This is a genomic window from Arthrobacter sp. ERGS1:01 (assembly GCF_001281315.1).
In the GTDB taxonomy this organism is placed as follows: Bacteria; Actinomycetota; Actinomycetes; order Actinomycetales; family Micrococcaceae; genus Specibacter.
In genome coordinates, this window is record NZ_CP012477.1 from 159,332 (window position 1) to 176,056 (window position 16,725).

The window sequence follows — 16,725 nt, forward strand, 5'->3', positions numbered from 1 at the left end:
CCCCTCATCCCGGGCCCTGTCCGGTGCGGTGGGCGGTGTTCCGGTGCAACCAGTCTTCGGGGCGGGCGGCACGGCGTCAACCCGCCCGAGGGGCCGGGCCCGCTCCCGCCGGTGGGGGTGCGGGAACGGGCCGGCTTCCTTCGTGGCACAGGCAGGAAAGGGAGGTCTCAGCTCCTTCGACTGCCCGTGCGGCTCCAGGACCTCCCGCGGCATCTGGGGGGCGGCCGGTCGGTGCTGAAGCATGGGAGGCGTTCCGCTCGTTTCCTTGTTCCGCGGCGGATAAATCAAGCCGGCGGCAGGGAATGACCCAACGGGGCCGAGGATCGAAACCCTCCCACGGGTATATGAGAGAGCGTTTCGCCGGATCGTGACGCCATTTTCGGAAGAAACAATGTTGCAGGCACGGAAATGGCAATAGCCCCCTCCCGAGGGAGGAGGCTATTGCGAACAGGGCTGCGAAATGTTGGGCCCAGGCATTTCCGGATCCGGAAGGACCTCGACAAGCTCGATCACCGAACTTTTGGGCCCACCCACGGCCGGATCCGGAAGGACCTCGACAAGCTCGATCACCGAACTTGAACTGCTCCCCGAAAGTTGGACTGATTAATTCGGTTCCTTACTTTCGGGGAGTTTTTTATGGATTCGCGGAGTTCGTTGAGTGCTCGGCAGCGGGTTGCTGCCATAGGGTTGTTCGAGGAAGGCTTCGGCTATGGTGCGGTTTCTTCTCGGCTGCAGGTCAGCAGGGATGCCTGTAAGCGCTTGGAGCAACGTTTCAAGATTTGGGGTAGGGCCGCTTTGGATAGACGACCGGCTGTGCCAGCGTATTCATTTGAGTTCAAGATCAAGGTGGTTCGTCAGTTCCTCGCTGCTGAAGCAACATCGACGGAACTGGCCCAGTTGTATCACTTGAGTTCGCCGAAACTCGTTCAAAGCTGGGTTCGGCGGTATCGCCAGGACGGTGAGGACGCTCTCAAGCCCCGGCCGAGGGGCCGCCCACACACCGCCGTGGACCAATTGCCTACCGAGGTTAGCGAGCTTGAGAAGCTGCGCCTTGAGAACCAGCGGTTGCAGGCCGAGAATGCCTACCTAAAAAAAGTACGGGCCCTGAGGAACCAACCACCGCGTTGAAGGTTAGCGCCGTGATCGCCCTCAGGGCCTCTCACCCCTTGCCCCTGCTCCTGGCCGCGGCCGGGCTGCCCCGCTCTACGTTCTTCCACCGCCAGGCCGCGCTCACGGCCCCTGACCGGCACGCAGAACTCCGTGCCCGGATCCACGAGGTCTTCACCGAGGCCAAGGGCCGCTACGGGCACCGACGCATCCATGCGTTCCTGCGCCGCCAGGGATGGCAGGTGGCGAAGAAGACCGTGTTAAAGCTGATGCGCGCCGAGAATCTGGTCTGCAAGGTCCGCAGCAGTCGCCGCAGGTATTCCTCCTACAAGGGCCAGGTCGGCAAGATCGCTGAAAACCTACTCAAGCGCCAGTTCGTCACCGCGGCACCGAACCTGACGTGGGTGACCGATGTGACCGAGTTCAAGGTCGCGGACCGCAAGGTCTACCTCTCCCCGGTCATGGACCTGTTCGACCGCTCCGTGGTCTCCTTCGCGGTCTCCGAGTCGCCCAACACGGCCTTCACCAACCGATCGCTCAGCGAGGCGATCAGCACTCTGGGACCGGGTGAGGCACCAATGGTGCACTCGGACCAAGGATTCCAGTACCAACACGCCAGCTGGCAGAAGCTGCTCAGCAACGCCGGCATGACCCAATCGATGTCCCGCAAGGGCAATTGCCTGGATAACTCAGTGATGGAGAACTTCTTCGGACACTTAAAAGAAGAGATGTTCCACCACCAAGAACACACCAGCCCCGAAAGCTTCATCACTGAACTCGAGGACTACATCCGCTGGTACAACAAAGACCGCATCTCGTTAACACTCGAGTGCCTGAGCCCGATGGAATACCGGGCCCAGGCACTCGCTACCTAGACTCTTATTTACCAAGTCCAACATTCGGGGACCAGTTCAAACTGTTGGGCCCACAGCTCCGAGGGGCCCCAATCTCGGCTCGCTCTAGCGAGACGGGATTGGGGAGGAGCTGGGGACTAGTGGCCCTCGGCCTCGAAGCGCTTGATGGAGGCTTCCAGCTCGGCTTCGGCGGCGGCGCGGTCGGCCCAGCCGTCGGCCTTGACCCACTTGTTGGGCTCCAGGTCCTTGTACGTGGTGAAGAAGTGCTCGATCTCCTTGATCAGGAAGGGATCGAGGTCACCGGCTTCCTGGATGTGGTCGAAGCGCTTGTCGGCGGGCACGCAGACCAGCTTGGCGTCTCCACCGGACTCGTCCTCCATGTTGAAGATGGCGATGGGGCGGGCATCCATCACGATGCCGGGGAACAGGTCCACGTCGGGGTACCAGACCAGGGCGTCCAGCGGGTCGCCGTCTTCGCCCAGGGTGTTGTCGAAGAAACCGTAGTGCGTGGGGTACTGCATGGACGTGAACAGCACGCGGTCCAGGCGGACACGGCCGGTCTCGTGGTCGACCTCGTACTTGACGCGTGATCCGCGGGGGATCTCGATGGTGACGTCGTGCTTCATCTGATGCTCCTCATGAGGGGGTGTGCGCGGCCCGACACGGCCGATCGCGTAATTTCCGTCTAGTATGAGGATATAGGCGCTTTTGTCGCGCTAAAAACCCACCCGTGTCATCCGTTGCGGGTTCCCTGCCGCCCGAACGTGTTTTTCCGTGCCGGGCCGCATCGCCGTAAAGGAATTGCCGCCACCATGGGACGCACGTCAAAAGTCGTGACGAGCGGTTTGCTCATCCTGGCCCTGGCCGCCGTCACGGTGCCGGCCGGAATCAACCTTGTGCCGGCCCTGCTGCCCAAGGATCCAGCCGCCGTCGTCGCCGCTACACCGGCCGCCCAACTGGCTCCGCGCACGCTGTCCACGCTCACCGGCATTGCCCCGCCCGCGGCCGATGCCCCGCTGCCCAAGGCGGGAACGCTGGCGGCGGACATGGCTGCGGCCCTGGCGTTCGACGGCGCCGGCCAGTTCAGTGCCTATGTTGCCGATGCGTCCACGGGCAAGGCACTCTATTCCGACGACGGCGACGAACTGCGCGCGCCGGCGTCGAACCTGAAACTCCTCACGGCCGTGGCGGCGCTTAAGACTCTCGGCCCCGCGACCCGGCTGAGCACGTCGGTGGTTGCCGGGGCAAACCCGAACACCCTGGTCCTGAAGGCTGGCGGCGATTCCATGCTGACCCCCGGCGACAGCGATCCGAATGCTGTCATGGGACACGCCGGGCTGGCCACGCTGGCCAAGGACACAGCGACCGCCCTGGCCAAGGCCGGCGTCAAGGGCCCTGTCACGATCTCCGTTGACGACACCCTGTTCACCGGCCCGGCGCTGAACCCGCACTGGGACTCCGGCGACGTCGAGGTGGGGGAAATCGCCCCGATCTACCCCATGGCCCTCTACGGTGGCCGCAGCGCCCCCGTCGCCGCGGCCGCACCCCGCCCCGCGGATTCGGCCCTGGCCGTGGCCGACGCGTTCACCGACGCCCTGCATGCGGCCGGCATCAACACAGCGGGGGAAATCGCCCGCGCCAAGGCCCCGGAAACCCCCGCAGCAGGCACGGCAAAAACCGCGCCCGGGACGGTGCTCGCCTCCGTCAGCTCCGCCACCGTGGCGGAGCAGGTGCAATACCTGCTGGTGGAGTCGGACAACTATGTTGCCGAGGTCATGGCCCGCCTGGTGGCCGCCCGGGAAAACCTGGAGGCGACAAATTCGGGTGCCGTCACCGCGGTCCGCCAGGTGCTGGCCGGGCTGGGCCTGCCGCTGGACGGCGCCACCTCGGTGGACAACTGCGGCCTGGGGCGCGGCAACCTGATCAGCGCCCACCAGCTCGCGCAAGTGGTGTCCTACATCGTGGCCCATTCCGACCAGGAGGTCGGGGCGGCCCTGCCGGGGTTCCCCATTGCCGGGCTCACCGGAACACTCGACAACCGCTTCGCCAGCCCCAACGCGCAGGCCGCCGCGGGCCTGGTCCGGGCCAAGACGGGCACGCTGAACCAGGTCTCCGCGCTCTCCGGATACGTCATCAACGCCCAGGGGCGCCTGCTGGTGTTCTCCATCATCGGCAACAAGCTCACGGCGGGCCCGGGATCGGCAACCCCCGTCATCGACGCCGCCGCGGCAGTCCTCGCGAAAAGCTGAACGCCGCTGCGGCCCCGCGCGGAAAGCTGCCAGCTAAATGTGATCTGATGGTTTTCATGAGCCAGCAGAGCAGCGACACCGCCGCACCGTCCACTCCCGCCAGCATGGTCAATTGGGATTTGGCCGCCAAAACGGCCGCAAACCTGGCCCCGGCGGGCCCAGCACTGAAGGCGGCGGAGATCTCCCGCGCCGTGGAAAACCTGCGCCTCATGGCCGACAAATCGGTGCACCACGTGCACCAGATCAGCAAGCTCGAGGCCGCACGCGACCTGCGCGACTCCGAGGTGCTGGTGGTGGACAGGGCGTCGTGGGCGAAGGCCAACACGCAAAGTTTTGCCGTCATGATGGACCCCATCATGGGCGCCCTTGCCGCAAAAGCGGCCGCGAACCGGACGGCCGGGACGCCCGCCAACTCGGCCGTGAGCGCCACCGTGACGGGCGCCCAACTCGGTGCCGCCCTGGCCTTCCTCTCCAGCAAGGTCCTGGGCCAGTACGACCCCTTTGCCTCCCTTTCCCCCGACGCGGCCGGCCGCGCGCAGGCCACCGGCGGGCGGCTGCTGCTGGTGGCCCCGAACATCATCACGGTGGAACGCGAACTGAAGGTTGACACCGACGACTTCCGGCTGTGGGTGTGCCTGCACGAACAAACCCACCGCGTGCAATTCGCGGCGGCCCCGTGGCTGCGCCACCACATGCTCTCCGAGATCGAAAAACTGGGCGGGCTGCTGGTGGGCGACACCGACAAACTAGGCGAACGGCTGATGCAGGCCGCCAAGTCGGTGGGCGGGCGCAAGGCCGCCGGCGACGGCACACCCAGCCGCGGCGGCGTCCTTGACCTGCTCCAGGACCCGGAACAAAAGGCGGCGCTGTCCCGGGTCACCGCCGTCATGAGCCTGTTGGAGGGCCACGCAAACGTCGTCATGGACGGCGTGGATCCCTCGATCGTGCCCACCGTGCGCACCATCCGCCAGCGCTTCAACAACAGGGGCAAAGAGCGCGGCGTCCTGGAAAAGTTCATTCGCAACCTGATGGGACTCGACGCAAAAATGCGCCAGTACAGTGACGGGGCCAAATTTGTCCGCGACGCCGTGGCGATCGTCGGCATGGAAGGGTTCAACACCGTTTGGACCCGTGCCGAAAACCTCCCCACCGAGGCGGAAATCCACAACGCCCGCCTGTGGGTTGACCGGATGGGCCTGTAAATGACGTCGGCAGCCAACCACCAGCCCCGGCGCCGCCTCGACCCGACAGTGGGCAAGGCCCGCGCCATGGTCGCATCCCTGCTGGGGCTCACCAGCACCGGCAAGTACCGCCCCGTGGACAACCCGCCGCTGGTGCTGGTGGGCTGCAGCGGTGGCCCCGATTCGCTGGCCCTGGCCGCCGTCACCGCCTTCTTCGCCACCCGCGGGGAAATCCGGGTCGGCGCCGTGGTGGTCGACCACCAAATGCAGGAGGGCAGCGCCGAGGTCGCCGCCCGGACCGCCGCCAAGCTGCGCGGCCTTGGACTGGACCCCGTTCAGGTCCGCACGGTCGACCTCAAGCACGACGGCGGCGGCCCGGAGGCCGCGGCCCGCGCCGCCCGCTTTGGCGCCCTCGACGCCGCGGCCCGGGACCTCGACGCACAGACCGTGCTGCTGGGCCACACCCTGGACGACCAGGCCGAATCGGTGCTCCTGGGCCTGGCCCGCGGCTCCGGCACCCGCTCGCTGGCCGGCATGCGCCCGCGCCGCGAACTCTACGCACGGCCCTTCCTGGGCCTGCGCAGGGATGAGACATTGGCCATATGCGAGGCCCTGGACCTTGACCCCTGGCATGACCCGGCCAACTCCGACGACGCCTACCTGCGGGTGCGTGTGCGGCAGAACGTGCTGCCGTTCCTTGCCGCCGAACTGGGGCCCGGTGTGCGCGAATCGCTGGCCCGCACCGCCATGATCCTTGGCCAGGACGCCGACCTCCTGGACGAGCTGGCCGGGGCCGAATATCGGCGCATTGCCGAGCCCGTTGCCCCCGGAGACGGGGGGCCCGTGCACGAAATCCGGCTCGACGCCGACGCGCTCCGGCTCCTGCCCCCGGCCCTGAGGATGCGCGTGTTGGCGCTGTCCGTCGTCGAACTTGGCGGCTACCAGCCCAGCCAGGAACGGCTCGCCTCCGCCCAGGCCCTGCTGGAGCGGAAGGGCTCCGCCGGGCCGGTGCAAATGGCCGGAAAGGTCAGTGCGTACCGAATATCGCGCAGCCTTGGAGTTCCCCAAGACGGGGCAGGCTATGGGAAGCTTGTCTTCAGACGCAGCGCGTAAGCTGCACCTGTACCAAACCAGTCAAAAAGTCCTTCACATTCAGGAGTCATTGGTGGATTCACAAGACGTCCAGGCCGATCTCAAGCACGTTCTCTACACCAAGGAACAAATCGACTCGCGCATCGCCGAACTGGCTGCCGCGATCGATGCGGACTACGCGGGGCGCGACGTCCTGCTGGTCGGCGTCCTCAAGGGCGCCGTCATGGTCATGGCGGATCTGTCCCGGGCCCTGCACAGCCACGTCACGATGGACTGGATGGCAGTTTCCTCCTACGGTTCGGGCACCCAGTCCTCCGGCGTCGTACGGATCCTCAAGGACCTCGAGACCGACCTGATGGGCAAGCACGTGCTGATCGTCGAGGACATCATCGACTCCGGCCTGACCCTGTCCTGGCTCAAGGCCAACCTGATCTCCCGCGGCCCGGCCTCGGTGGAAATCTGCACCCTGCTGCGCAAGCCCGACGCCGCCAAGGTCGACATCGACGTCAAGTACGTCGGCTATGAGATCCCCAACGAATTCGTGGTCGGCTACGGCCTGGACTTCGCCGAGAAGTACCGCAACCTGGACTTCATTGGCACGCTGGCACCGCACATTTACGAATAAGGCCCTTGCCGCACCGTACGTTCCCGCCCCTTGAAGCCACGGGGAGCGGGGGCGTACGTTCGTGCTTTAAGTAAAGATTTCCGCCTACAGGGAACTAATGGGCGTTCCCGTGCGTGTTGCACTACAAACGGTGCAAAGCTTGTACCGCTGGTGGTGCGTCTGCGCAGGCATGACGCCGCCACGGGATGAAAGTTTTCAAATTGGTTGAGCGGGAGGGACGGGGCCTGGCCCCGAACACATGAATGTGAAGAAACTCTTCAAGGGTCCGTTGATCTGGATCATTGTGGTGCTGGTGCTCATTGGCGCAGGACTGGCGACGCTGGCCGGTGGCGGCCCGACCACCATCCAAACCTCCGAGGCGCTGACCCTGCTCAAGGGCGACAAAGTGGTCTCCGCGAAGGTGTTCGGGTCCGAGGGCCGTGTGGACATGACCCTGAAGGACCCGTACACGACGGCGTCCGGCACGAAGGCCGGCACCGACGTGCAGTTCTACTACGGCGCCTACCGATCCGATGCGATGGTCACCATCATCGACAACTCCGGCCTGAAGTCCTTTGACGACCAACCGGCGTCGAACAACTTCTGGTCGAGCATCCTCTCGCTGCTGATCCCCTTCGCCATCATCGGGCTGATCTTCTGGTTCCTGTTCTCCCGCATGCAGGGCGGCGGTTCCAAGGTCATGCAGTTCGGCAAGTCCAAGGCCAAGCTCATCACCAAGGACCACCCGCAGGTCACCTTCAACGACGTTGCCGGTGCCGACGAGGCCGTGGAGGAGCTCCACGAAATCAAGGAATTCCTGCAGGACCCCGCCAAGTTCACCGCGGTTGGCGCCAAGATCCCCAAGGGCGTGCTGCTGTACGGCCCTCCCGGAACCGGCAAGACCCTGCTGGCCCGCGCCGTGGCCGGCGAGGCCGGCGTGCCGTTCTACTCCATCTCCGGTTCCGACTTCGTCGAAATGTTCGTCGGTGTGGGTGCCTCCCGTGTCCGCGACCTGTTTGAACAGGCCAAGACCAACTCCCCGGCCATCATCTTCGTTGACGAGATCGACGCCGTCGGCCGCCACCGCGGCGCCGGCATTGGCGGCGGCAACGACGAACGCGAGCAGACCCTTAACCAGCTGCTCGTGGAGATGGACGGCTTTGACGTCAAAACCAACGTCATCCTGATCGCCGCCACGAACCGTCCCGACGTGCTGGACCCGGCACTGCTGCGCCCCGGCCGCTTTGACCGCCAAATCCCCGTCGAGGCCCCCGACCGCCTGGGCCGCGAGCAAATCCTCAAGGTCCACGCCAAGGGCAAGCCCATGGCACCCGGCGTCGACCTGAACGCCGTCGCCAAGAAGACGCCAGGTTACACGGGCGCCGACCTTGCCAACGTGCTCAACGAGGCCGCCCTGCTGACGGCCCGTTCCAACGCCCAGCTCATCGACGACCGCGCCCTGGACGAGTCCATCGACCGCGTCATGGCCGGCCCGCAGAAGCGCACCCGCGTCATGAAGGAACTCGAGCGCAAGATCACCGCATACCACGAGGGCGGGCACGCGCTCGTGGCCGCGGCCATGCACAACACGGCCCCGGTCACGAAGATCACCATCCTGCCCCGCGGCCGCGCCCTGGGTTACACCATGGTGGTCCCGGAGGACGACAAGTACTCGGTGACCCGCAACGAGCTGCTCGACCAGATGGCCTACGCCATGGGTGGCCGGGTGGCCGAGGAGATCGTGTTCCACGACCCCTCCACCGGCGCCTCCAACGACATTGAAAAGGCAACCGGCACGGCCCGCGCCATGGTCACCCAGTACGGCATGAGCGAGCGTATTGGCGCCGTGAAGCTGGGCGCAGCCGGGGGCGAGCCGTTCCTGGGCGGCAGCGCCGGCCACGACCGCGACTACTCGGAATCGGTCGCCGCGATCGTCGACGAGGAAATCCGCAAGCTGATCGACCGCGCCCACGACGACGCCTACGAAGTCCTGATTGAAAACCGCGACGTCCTGGACCGCCTGGCCCTGGAACTGCTGGAACGGGAAACCCTGAACCAAGCCGAAATCGCCGTCATCTTCCAGGACATCCGCAAGCCCGCCGAGCGCCAGGTGTGGCTGTCCAAGGACTCCCGCCCGGTCTCCTCGCTGCCGCCCGTGGTCACGGATAAGGAACGCCGCGACGCCCTGGCGGCGGGCGAGCCCGCACCGGACTCCGTATCCCCGCAGGACCAGCTGGCCAACGCCCACCTGCAGGGTGAGGTCGACGCACCAAACCGCACCCCGGGCATCGACCTGGGCGGCGGAGACGGCGAAGCGCTGCCGGGCCGGCCCTCCTAACCGATAAGATCACATCCGTGACCAATTACAACGACGAAATTTCCGCAGCGGCCCCCGAAGCCAAGGGGGCCGCCACCGACGGCCACGGCGGGCACATGGACCTGCCCCGCATTGAGGCCGCCGTGCGGGAGATCCTGCTGGCGGTCGGGGAGGACCCCGACCGCAGCGGACTCGAAGACACCCCCAAGCGCGTGGCCAAGGCTTACGCCGAGGTCTTTGCGGGCCTGCACCAGGACCCCGCCGACGTCTTGGGCACCACCTTCGACATCTCCCACGAGGAGATGGTCCTGGTCAAGGACATCCCGTTCTACTCCACCTGCGAACACCACCTGGTGCCGTTCCACGGCAGCGCCCACGTCGGATACATCCCGTCCGCCGACGGCCAGGTGACCGGGCTGAGCAAGCTGGCCCGGCTCGTGGACATCTACGCCAAGCGCCCGCAGGTCCAGGAGCGGCTGACCAGCCAGATCGCCGACTCCCTCGTCGAACACCTCAAACCACGCGGCGCAATCGTCGTCATCGAATGCGAACACATGTGCATGTCCATGCGCGGCGTGCGCAAACCAGGGGCCAAAACCGTGACAAGCGCGGTACGCGGCCTGCTTCACGAGCCTGCAACCCGGGCCGAAGCCATGAGCCTGATCCTCGGAAGGTAACAAACACATAATGGATTCCCTCGCAGCCGCCCCGGGCACCGGTCCGGCCACCTCACCCCTGCCCGTGCTCCGGGCGCGCACGGCCGTGGCCGCGTTTGCCGGCCTGCCCACCGACCGCACCGTGGTGATGGGATTCTTAATTGCACCCCCGATTCGTTCAGCGACGGCGGCGAGTACAACTCGATGGACACCGCGATCGCGCACGGCCTGCGCATGTTCTACGGCGGTGCCGACATCATCGACGTCGGCGGCGAATCCACCCGCCCCGGTGCCGAGGACGTCGACGAGCTCCAGGAGCAGCAGCGCATCCTGCCCGTCATCGAGACGCTCGCCAAGGCCGGCGCCCTGATCAGCGTCGACACCCGCCACGCCTCCACCGCCGCCCTGGCCCTCGACGCCGGCGCCGCACTGATCAACGATGTCTCCGGCATGCACGTCCACCCGGACATGATCGCCCTGATCGCCGAACGCCAGGTGCCGTACGTGCTCATGCACAGCCGTGGCAACTCCCGCTCGATGGACTCACTGACCAAGTACGACGACGTCGTCGAGGACGTCGTGAAGGAACTTGGCGAGGTGCGTGAACGGTTCTACGCCGCCGGCGTCAAGCCCGAAATGCTCATCCTCGACCCGGGCATCGGCTTCTCCAAGAACGCCGAACAAAACTGGGAGCTGCTGGCCAACCTCGACCAGGTCGCCGCAATGGGCAACCGGATCCTGGTGGGCACGTCCCGCAAGCGTTTCCTCGGCTCGCTGCTGACCACGGCCGGCAAGGCCGCCGCGCCCAAGGAGCGCGACGACGCCACCTCGGCCACCACGGCGCTGGCCGCCGCCCAGGGCATCTGGGGCGTGCGCGTGCACGACGTCGGCGCCAGCCTTGACGCCGCCAAGGTCGCCGCCCGCCAGCTGGCCGGCAAGCGCAGCCGGGCCGCCCGCCTCGCTGCCCGGGACGCCCAGTGAGCGCCCCCGCACAGACGGACATCATCACGCTCACCGGCATCACCGCCATCGGGTACCACGGTGTCTTTGACCACGAAAAACGCGACGGCCAGCCCTTCATCGTCGACGCCGTGCTGCACACCGACATTTCCGCTGCCGCGGCCACCGACGACCTGACGAAGACCGCCCACTACGGTGAGGTGGCCGAGGTCATCGCGGCGCTGATCCGCGGCGACGCCTTCGACCTGATTGAAACCCTCACGGTGCGCATTGCCGAGGCCATCCTCGACGGCTTCCCCGGCATCTCCGGCGTCCAGGTGACGGTCCACAAGCCCAAGGCGCCCATCCAGGTGCCCTTCGGCGATGTGAGCATCACCGCGTACCGGGGCCGGTCATGACCCCAGTCCGACCGCTCACCCGGGTCATTCTGGCGCTTGGCAGCAACCTGGGCGAACGCCGCGGCACGCTGTCGGCCGCCGTCGGCGATCTGGTGGACCGCCCCGAGGTGCGCCTGCGAGACGTCTCCCCGGTGGTCTCCACCAAGCCGGTGGGCGGCCCGGCCGGGCAGCCCGACTTCCTGAACATGGTCATCGCCGTGGACACCACGCTGGATCCGTACGAGCTCCTGGCCCATTGCCAGGCCGTGGAGCTGGCCCACCACCGGGTGCGGGAGGTCCGCTGGGGTGCCCGCACGCTGGATGTGGACATCATTTGCTACGGGGAACTGCACAGCGACGATCCCGTCCTGACACTGCCGCACCCGCGCGCCGCGGAACGGGCGTTCGTGCTGTACCCGTGGTCGCTCATGGAACCCAACGCCACCCTGGCGGGCCGTTCCGTGGCAGCCCTGGCCGCCGACGCCGCGGACATGCCCGGCATCGAGCACGCCGAGCTGGAATCCCTGGGCGGGGAGTTCCCGCCGGCCTAGGTTTCGGCCGCCAAACCCGGCGCCGGGCTGGTGAAAGAACTGTACGGTTGAAGTAGAAAACGCAAGAGCAAATCGGTGAGGGAAAAATGAGGAGCACAATGCGGACCATCAGGCCTGCATGGTTGATAGCCGTGACGGTCGTCCTGGCCGCGGCCGGCTTCCTGGCCACGGAACTGACCAGCCGCGCCAGCCAGCCGCTTCCCGTGCTTCCCTTGAGCTCCCTGATCACGATGGGTCTGATCGTGGTGGTTTGCCTGATCCTGGGGCTGAAGGTGCGCCGCTGGCGGGATGGGAACCGGAAGAAGTTCCTGGACCCGCTGCTGGCCGCCCGCACCCTGGTCCTGGCCCAGGCCTGCGCGTACGCCGGTGCCGTCCTGTTTGGCTGGCACGCCGGCATCATCCTGGACCAGCTGCCCACCCTTGGGCTGCGTCCGGACCTCGGCGTGATCTGGCGGATCGTGGCACTCCTGGCCGGCGGCATCGTCATGGTGGCCGTGGGCCTCATGGTGGAGCGCTTCTGCAAGATTCCGCCCGAGGACAACGACCCGGACAATACAACCAAGCTGCGCGAAAAGCATGAAGGACGGGGGGACGAGGAATTTGCCTAGGCCACAAGGTTCCGGCACTGTCCACACCAGCGCCATCGACCCCGGGGACGTCACCTTCCTGCGGGTCTCCAACAAACTCATCATCGCCCGCCTCATCCAACGCGGAATCGGCGGGCTGGTGTTCCTGGCCATTTCGGCCCTGCCGTTGGTCCTGCACCTGACCGGGGTGTGGGACAGCTACCCGGCCGTCCTGGCCTGGGCCGTGCCCGCCGCGGTCCTGGCAATCGTCCTGTGGGTCCTTGCCCTGGTGCCCCGCCAGGTCCACGCCATCGGCTATGCCGAACGCAACGACGACCTGCTGATCCGGCACGGCATCATGTTCCACCGGATCATGGTGGTTCCCTACGGGCGCATGCAATACGTGGATGTCACGATGGGCCCGCTGGAGCGGATCCTGGGGTTGAGCACCATCCACCTGCACACCGCCTCGCCGGGCACCAACGCCATGATCTTCGGGCTGCCGGCCACCGAGGCCGCCCGGCTCCGCGAGCAGTTGTCCGCCCGCGGTGAGGCGAAACTGGCCGGCTTGTGAGCGAGCACGCGGCGCTACCCGGGACCGCCGGCGCACTGCCCGGCACCGGATTCCATACCGACAGCGCTGACTCCTGGCACCGGGTCCACCCCGTCTCCCCGCTGGTGCGCGGCTGGGTCGCCGTGGCCGCGGTGCTGTTCATCTTTGGCCGCAACTCCCTCGAATCGCTGTTCTCGGGCGGGCCCAACGGTGGCGGTTTCAGTGCCCCCGTTGGCGTGATCCTCGCCGTGGTGGGGGCCGCCGTCGTCGTCTTTGGCATTGGCTTCTTCCTCTCCTGGCGGTTCACCCGCTATCAGGTCACCGACCACCACGTGAACATCAACTCCGGGATCATCTTCCGCCAGCAACGCCGTGCCAGTATTGACCGCGTCCAGGCCATCGACGTGGTCCAGCCGCTCGTGGCGCGCGCGTTTGGGCTCGCGGAGCTGAAGTTTGACGTGGCCGACGGCGGCAAATCGGCGTTCAAGCTGTCCTTCCTCAAGCTTGACGAGGCCAAGCGGCTGCGGGCGGCCATCCTGGCCCGTGCCGCCGGCGTCGCGATCGACCCGCAGGCGCCCGCCCGGGTCACGGAGGCGCCCGAACAGCACGTGCTGGCGTTGTCGCCCGGACGGATCATCGGCTCCGTCGTGTTCAGCAGCCTCAGCGGCGCGGTCCTCGTGGTCCTGGCCGGCGCCATCGCCCTGACCGTGTGGAGCGGGGAACCCGGCGTGCTGATCGGCTTCGTCCCCATCTTCATCGGCCTCGGCGCCTCCTATTGGAGGTCCATCACGGGGGACTTCAATTTCCGGGTGGCGGTTTCCCCCGACGGCGTCCGGCTCCACTACGGCATGCTCGAAACCCGGGCCCAGACCATCCCGCCGGGCCGCGTGCAGGCCGTCGGCATCAGCCAGGGCCCGCTCTGGCGGCCGTTTGGCTGGTACAAACTGCACGTCAACGTGGCGGGCTACGGCTCCGGCGGCGCCGAAAACCGTTCCCGCACCGTGCTGCTGCCCGCCGGAAAACTCGACGAAGTCATGGCCGTGCTGGCCCTCGTCTTCCCCAACCCGGGCGTGGACAACCCCCGCGAGGTGTTCGCTGCCGGGCTGCGCGGTCCCGGCAACCGCCACGGCTTTGTCCACTCGCCACGCAGCGCGATCTGGATCGACCCCTTCGCCTGGCGCTACAACGCCTACCGGGCCACCGACACCGCCCTGCTGTGCCGGCACGGCATCTTCTTCCGCCGCCTCGAAGTGGTCCCGCACGAACGCACCCAATCGCTGAGCCTGCACCAGGGCCCGCTCATGGCCGCCCTGGGCCTGGTCAACTTCGAACTCCACTCCACCGTGGGACCCATCCGGCCCGTGGTGCACCACATGGCCGTCGACGCCGGCCGCCGGCTCTTCGACGAACAAGCCGCCCGCGCCGCCGTCGCCCGCCGCATCCACTCCGCCGAGCACTGGCTGGCCCCTGCAGACGATCCCCAGACACTTCCCAGTCTCGCAAGCTCGGCCGGGGACCTCTCGCGCCTGGGGCCCCATGTCGAGGCTCTTGTGGTCGACTCACCACCGGCGCCGGCTCCGGCTCCGGCGCCGGCGCCACCACGTCGCGGACGGCGGGCCGCCGGGCCTGTCGATGGCGGCGCGTCCGATCCCTTCATTTCACCCCAACAGGAGCAGCAACGTGGTGATTAAGCCTGGACGCCTTGGCGTTGGAATCATTGGCGCCGGCAAGGTTGGTGCCGTGTTGGGCGCCGCCCTGCGCGCGGCCGGACACGCCGTCGTCGGCGTTTCGGCAGTATCCGATGCTTCCCGCGACCGTGCCGAACTGCTGCTGCCCGGCGTGCCGGTGCTGGAGATCCCGGACATTGTGGAACGCTCCGAGCTGGTGCTGCTGGCCGTGCCCGACGACGCCCTCCCGGAACTGGTTGCCGGCCTCGCCAAGACCGGCGCCTGGCAGGCCGGGCAGCTCGTGGCGCACACCTCGGGACGCTACGGCATCGGCGTGCTGGCCCCGGCCAAGGCCGCCGGCGCGATCACCCTGGCGCTCCACCCTGCCATGACGTTCACCGGCATGAGCCTTGATCTGACCCGGCTCGCCGACTGCACCTTCGGCATCACCGCCGAGCCCGCCATGCTGCCGATCGCCCAGGCCCTCGTGGTGGAAATGGGTGCCGAGCCCGTGGTCATCGCCGAGGCCGACCGCGTCCTGTACCACGCGTCCCTGGCGCACGCGGCAAACCATATGGTCTCGATCGTGGCCCAGGCGGCCCAGATCCTCGGCGACATTGGTGTGGAGGCGCCCAACCAGGTGCTCGGTCCGCTGCTGCGCGCCGCCCTGGAGAACGCCCTCGCCTCCGGGGAGTCGGCGCTGACCGGTCCCGTGGCGCGCGGCGACGCCGGCACTGTGGCCGCCCACACCCAGGCCCTGCGCGAGCACTCCCTCGACACCGGATCCCCGGACATCATCGACGCCTACGTCGCGTTGTCCTCGGCCACGGCGGCCCGGGCGGCCCGGCGCGGCCTGCTCTCCGCCGCAAGTTTCCAGGCGGTCCGTGACGCGCTTTCCGCAGACGACGCCGGCCCGGACACCGGCGTCGATCCCGCCTCCTGACCCCACGCACCAACAAGTACGCACCAACGAAAGCGATTGACATGAGCATCACCCTGGTCACCACCCTTGCCGACTTGAAAGCCGTGAGCGCCGCGCTGTTGGCGGCAACGCCGGGCGGGGCCGGCACGCTGGGGCTGGTGCCCACCATGGGTGCGCTGCACTCGGGCCACGCCACGCTGGCGGCGGCCGCGGTGGCCGCGAACGACGTCGTCGTGGCCAGCGTCTTCGTGAACCCGCTGCAATTTGGCGATGCCAACGACCTGGCGCGCTACCCGCGCACCACGGAGGCGGACCTGGCCCTGCTCGACGCCGCCGGGGTGGACATCATGTTTGCCCCGTCCGTGGCGGAGATGTACCTGGGCGGCGAACCGGCCGTGCGCGTGACCGCTGGCCCGCTCGGGAACCTGTATGAGGGCGCTTCACGGCCCGGTCACTTTGACGGGGCCCTGACCGTGGTGGCCAAACTGCTGCACGTGGGACGCCCGGAGACCGGGCTTGCCGCACCGGACGCGGCCGGCCGGCCCGCCTACCGCGCCTACTTCGGCCAGAAGGACGCACAGCAGCTGGCCCTGGTGCGGCGCATGGTGGCCGACCTGAACTTCCCGGTGGACATTGTCGGCGTCCCTACCGTGCGCGACGACGACGGCCTGGCCCTGTCCAGCCGCAACAGGTTCCTGTCCGCCGAACAGCGCGAATCCGCGCTGGTGCTCTCGCGGGCGCTGCGGCTGCTGGCCGGCCGGGCCGCGGCCCACGAACCGCTCGACGTCGCTTCCGCCGCGGAACTGATTCGCAGCGCACCCGGCGTGGAACTGGACTACCTGGAGGTCGTGGACCCACAGACGCTCGCCGTCCGTGCCGAAAACTGCCAGGACACGCCCTTCACGGGTGAGGCGCTGGCGCTCGTGGCGGCCACCGTGGGCCCGGTCCGGCTCATCGACAACCTCCCCCTCGGCTAACCCAACGTTGAGAGCCCAGATAATCCCCGCACCCTCCCAACACTCGCAAGCTCGTGTCGGGTCCCTCGGGCGCGTGGGCCCAAAGCAACGTT

At 67.4% G+C, this 16,725-nt stretch carries 15 protein-coding genes and 1 pseudogene; 15 read left to right on the forward strand and 1 reads right to left on the reverse strand.

Going from position 1 to position 16,725, the window contains the following annotated elements:
- The first annotated feature begins 636 nt into the window (after positions 1-636).
- A protein-coding gene (locus tag AL755_RS24425) for an IS3 family transposase (RefSeq protein ID WP_445290182.1) occupies positions 637-1,982 on the forward strand; the annotation gives its coding sequence in 2 pieces (ribosomal slippage) (positions 637-1,099 and positions 1,099-1,982; 1,347 coding nt in all).
- 116 nt (positions 1,983-2,098) lie between these two features.
- Here the strand turns inward: AL755_RS24425 and AL755_RS00715 are convergent.
- Positions 2,099-2,587 carry an inorganic diphosphatase gene (locus AL755_RS00715; RefSeq protein ID WP_054009283.1) on the reverse strand — a complete coding sequence of 163 codons (489 nt, stop codon included), beginning with the start codon at positions 2,585-2,587 and terminating at the stop codon, positions 2,099-2,101.
- Between the two features lie 186 nt (positions 2,588-2,773).
- Between AL755_RS00715 and dacB the strand changes: the two genes are divergently transcribed.
- The 14 genes and pseudogenes from dacB (at position 2,774) to panC (ending at position 16,633) form a co-directional block, all read left to right on the forward strand.
- Complete coding sequence (dacB, locus tag AL755_RS00720) at positions 2,774-4,210, forward strand: D-alanyl-D-alanine carboxypeptidase/D-alanyl-D-alanine endopeptidase (RefSeq protein WP_082368778.1); 1,437 nt, start codon at positions 2,774-2,776, stop codon at positions 4,208-4,210.
- A 56-nt stretch (positions 4,211-4,266) separates the two neighbouring features.
- Positions 4,267-5,412, forward strand: coding sequence for a zinc-dependent metalloprotease (locus AL755_RS00725; RefSeq protein ID WP_445290257.1), 1,146 nt, complete (start codon positions 4,267-4,269; stop codon positions 5,410-5,412).
- Complete coding sequence (gene tilS / locus AL755_RS00730) at positions 5,413-6,504, forward strand: tRNA lysidine(34) synthetase TilS (RefSeq protein WP_054009286.1); 1,092 nt, start codon at positions 5,413-5,415, stop codon at positions 6,502-6,504. It abuts the gene before it with no gap.
- A 52-nt stretch (positions 6,505-6,556) separates the two neighbouring features.
- Positions 6,557-7,108 (forward strand): hypoxanthine phosphoribosyltransferase, encoded by a 552-nt coding sequence (hpt, locus tag AL755_RS00735; RefSeq protein ID WP_054009287.1) that lies wholly within the window; start codon positions 6,557-6,559, stop codon positions 7,106-7,108.
- Between the two features lie 238 nt (positions 7,109-7,346).
- A complete protein-coding gene (gene ftsH / locus AL755_RS00740; protein ID WP_082368779.1) occupies positions 7,347-9,425 on the forward strand; it encodes an ATP-dependent zinc metalloprotease FtsH in 2,079 nt (692 codons plus the stop codon).
- Positions 9,426-9,520: 95 nt separating this feature from the next.
- Positions 9,521-10,081 (forward strand): GTP cyclohydrolase I FolE, encoded by a 561-nt coding sequence (gene folE / locus AL755_RS00745; RefSeq protein WP_192841607.1) that lies wholly within the window; start codon positions 9,521-9,523, stop codon positions 10,079-10,081.
- A 10-nt stretch (positions 10,082-10,091) separates the two neighbouring features.
- Positions 10,092-11,041 (forward strand): annotated as a pseudogene (gene folP, locus AL755_RS00750) (dihydropteroate synthase).
- On the forward strand, positions 11,038-11,418 hold the full coding sequence (folB, locus tag AL755_RS00755; protein WP_054009289.1) for a dihydroneopterin aldolase: 381 nt from the start codon (positions 11,038-11,040) through the stop codon (positions 11,416-11,418). Before folP ends, folB begins: the two are co-directional and overlap by 4 nt.
- Entirely contained in the window at positions 11,415-11,948 is a 534-nt protein-coding gene (folK, locus tag AL755_RS00760; RefSeq protein ID WP_054009290.1) for a 2-amino-4-hydroxy-6-hydroxymethyldihydropteridine diphosphokinase, read from the forward strand. Before folB ends, folK begins: the two co-directional genes overlap by 4 nt.
- Before the next feature lie 98 nt (positions 11,949-12,046).
- The gene (locus AL755_RS00765) at positions 12,047-12,556 is read left to right on the forward strand and encodes a DUF3180 domain-containing protein (protein ID WP_054009291.1); all 510 of its coding nucleotides are present in this window, start codon (positions 12,047-12,049) and stop codon (positions 12,554-12,556) included.
- On the forward strand, positions 12,549-13,088 hold the full coding sequence (locus tag AL755_RS00770; protein WP_237762439.1) for a PH domain-containing protein: 540 nt from the start codon (positions 12,549-12,551) through the stop codon (positions 13,086-13,088). The genes AL755_RS00765 and AL755_RS00770 overlap by 8 nt, the downstream gene beginning before the upstream one ends.
- Positions 13,085-14,758, forward strand: coding sequence for a PH domain-containing protein (locus tag AL755_RS00775; RefSeq protein ID WP_107503774.1), 1,674 nt, complete (start codon positions 13,085-13,087; stop codon positions 14,756-14,758). The genes AL755_RS00770 and AL755_RS00775 overlap by 4 nt, the downstream gene beginning before the upstream one ends.
- Positions 14,751-15,677, forward strand: a complete 927-nt coding sequence (locus AL755_RS00780) for a Rossmann-like and DUF2520 domain-containing protein (protein WP_054009293.1) — start codon at positions 14,751-14,753, stop codon at positions 15,675-15,677. The genes AL755_RS00775 and AL755_RS00780 overlap by 8 nt, the downstream gene beginning before the upstream one ends.
- Positions 15,678-15,718: 41 nt before the next feature.
- Entirely contained in the window at positions 15,719-16,633 is a 915-nt protein-coding gene (panC, locus tag AL755_RS00785) for a pantoate--beta-alanine ligase (RefSeq protein WP_054009294.1), read from the forward strand.
- The last annotated feature ends 92 nt before the right edge of the window (positions 16,634-16,725 follow it).

Coding starts and splice junctions, on each gene's coding strand:
- folK (WP_054009290.1), top strand. CDS start 11,415: ATGACCCCAGTCCGACCGCTCACCCGGGTCATTCTGGCGCTTGGCAGC.
- panC (WP_054009294.1), top strand. CDS start 15,719: ATGAGCATCACCCTGGTCACCACCCTTGCCGACTTGAAAGCCGTGAGC.
- dacB (WP_082368778.1), top strand. CDS start 2,774: ATGGGACGCACGTCAAAAGTCGTGACGAGCGGTTTGCTCATCCTGGCC.
- folE (WP_192841607.1), top strand. CDS start 9,521: ATGGACCTGCCCCGCATTGAGGCCGCCGTGCGGGAGATCCTGCTGGCG.
- AL755_RS00765 (WP_054009291.1), top strand. CDS start 12,047: ATGCGGACCATCAGGCCTGCATGGTTGATAGCCGTGACGGTCGTCCTG.
- AL755_RS00725 (WP_445290257.1), top strand. CDS start 4,267: ATGAGCCAGCAGAGCAGCGACACCGCCGCACCGTCCACTCCCGCCAGC.
- tilS (WP_054009286.1), top strand. CDS start 5,413: ATGACGTCGGCAGCCAACCACCAGCCCCGGCGCCGCCTCGACCCGACA.
- ftsH (WP_082368779.1), top strand. CDS start 7,347: ATGAATGTGAAGAAACTCTTCAAGGGTCCGTTGATCTGGATCATTGTG.
- AL755_RS00715 (WP_054009283.1), bottom strand. CDS start 2,587: ATGAAGCACGACGTCACCATCGAGATCCCCCGCGGATCACGCGTCAAG.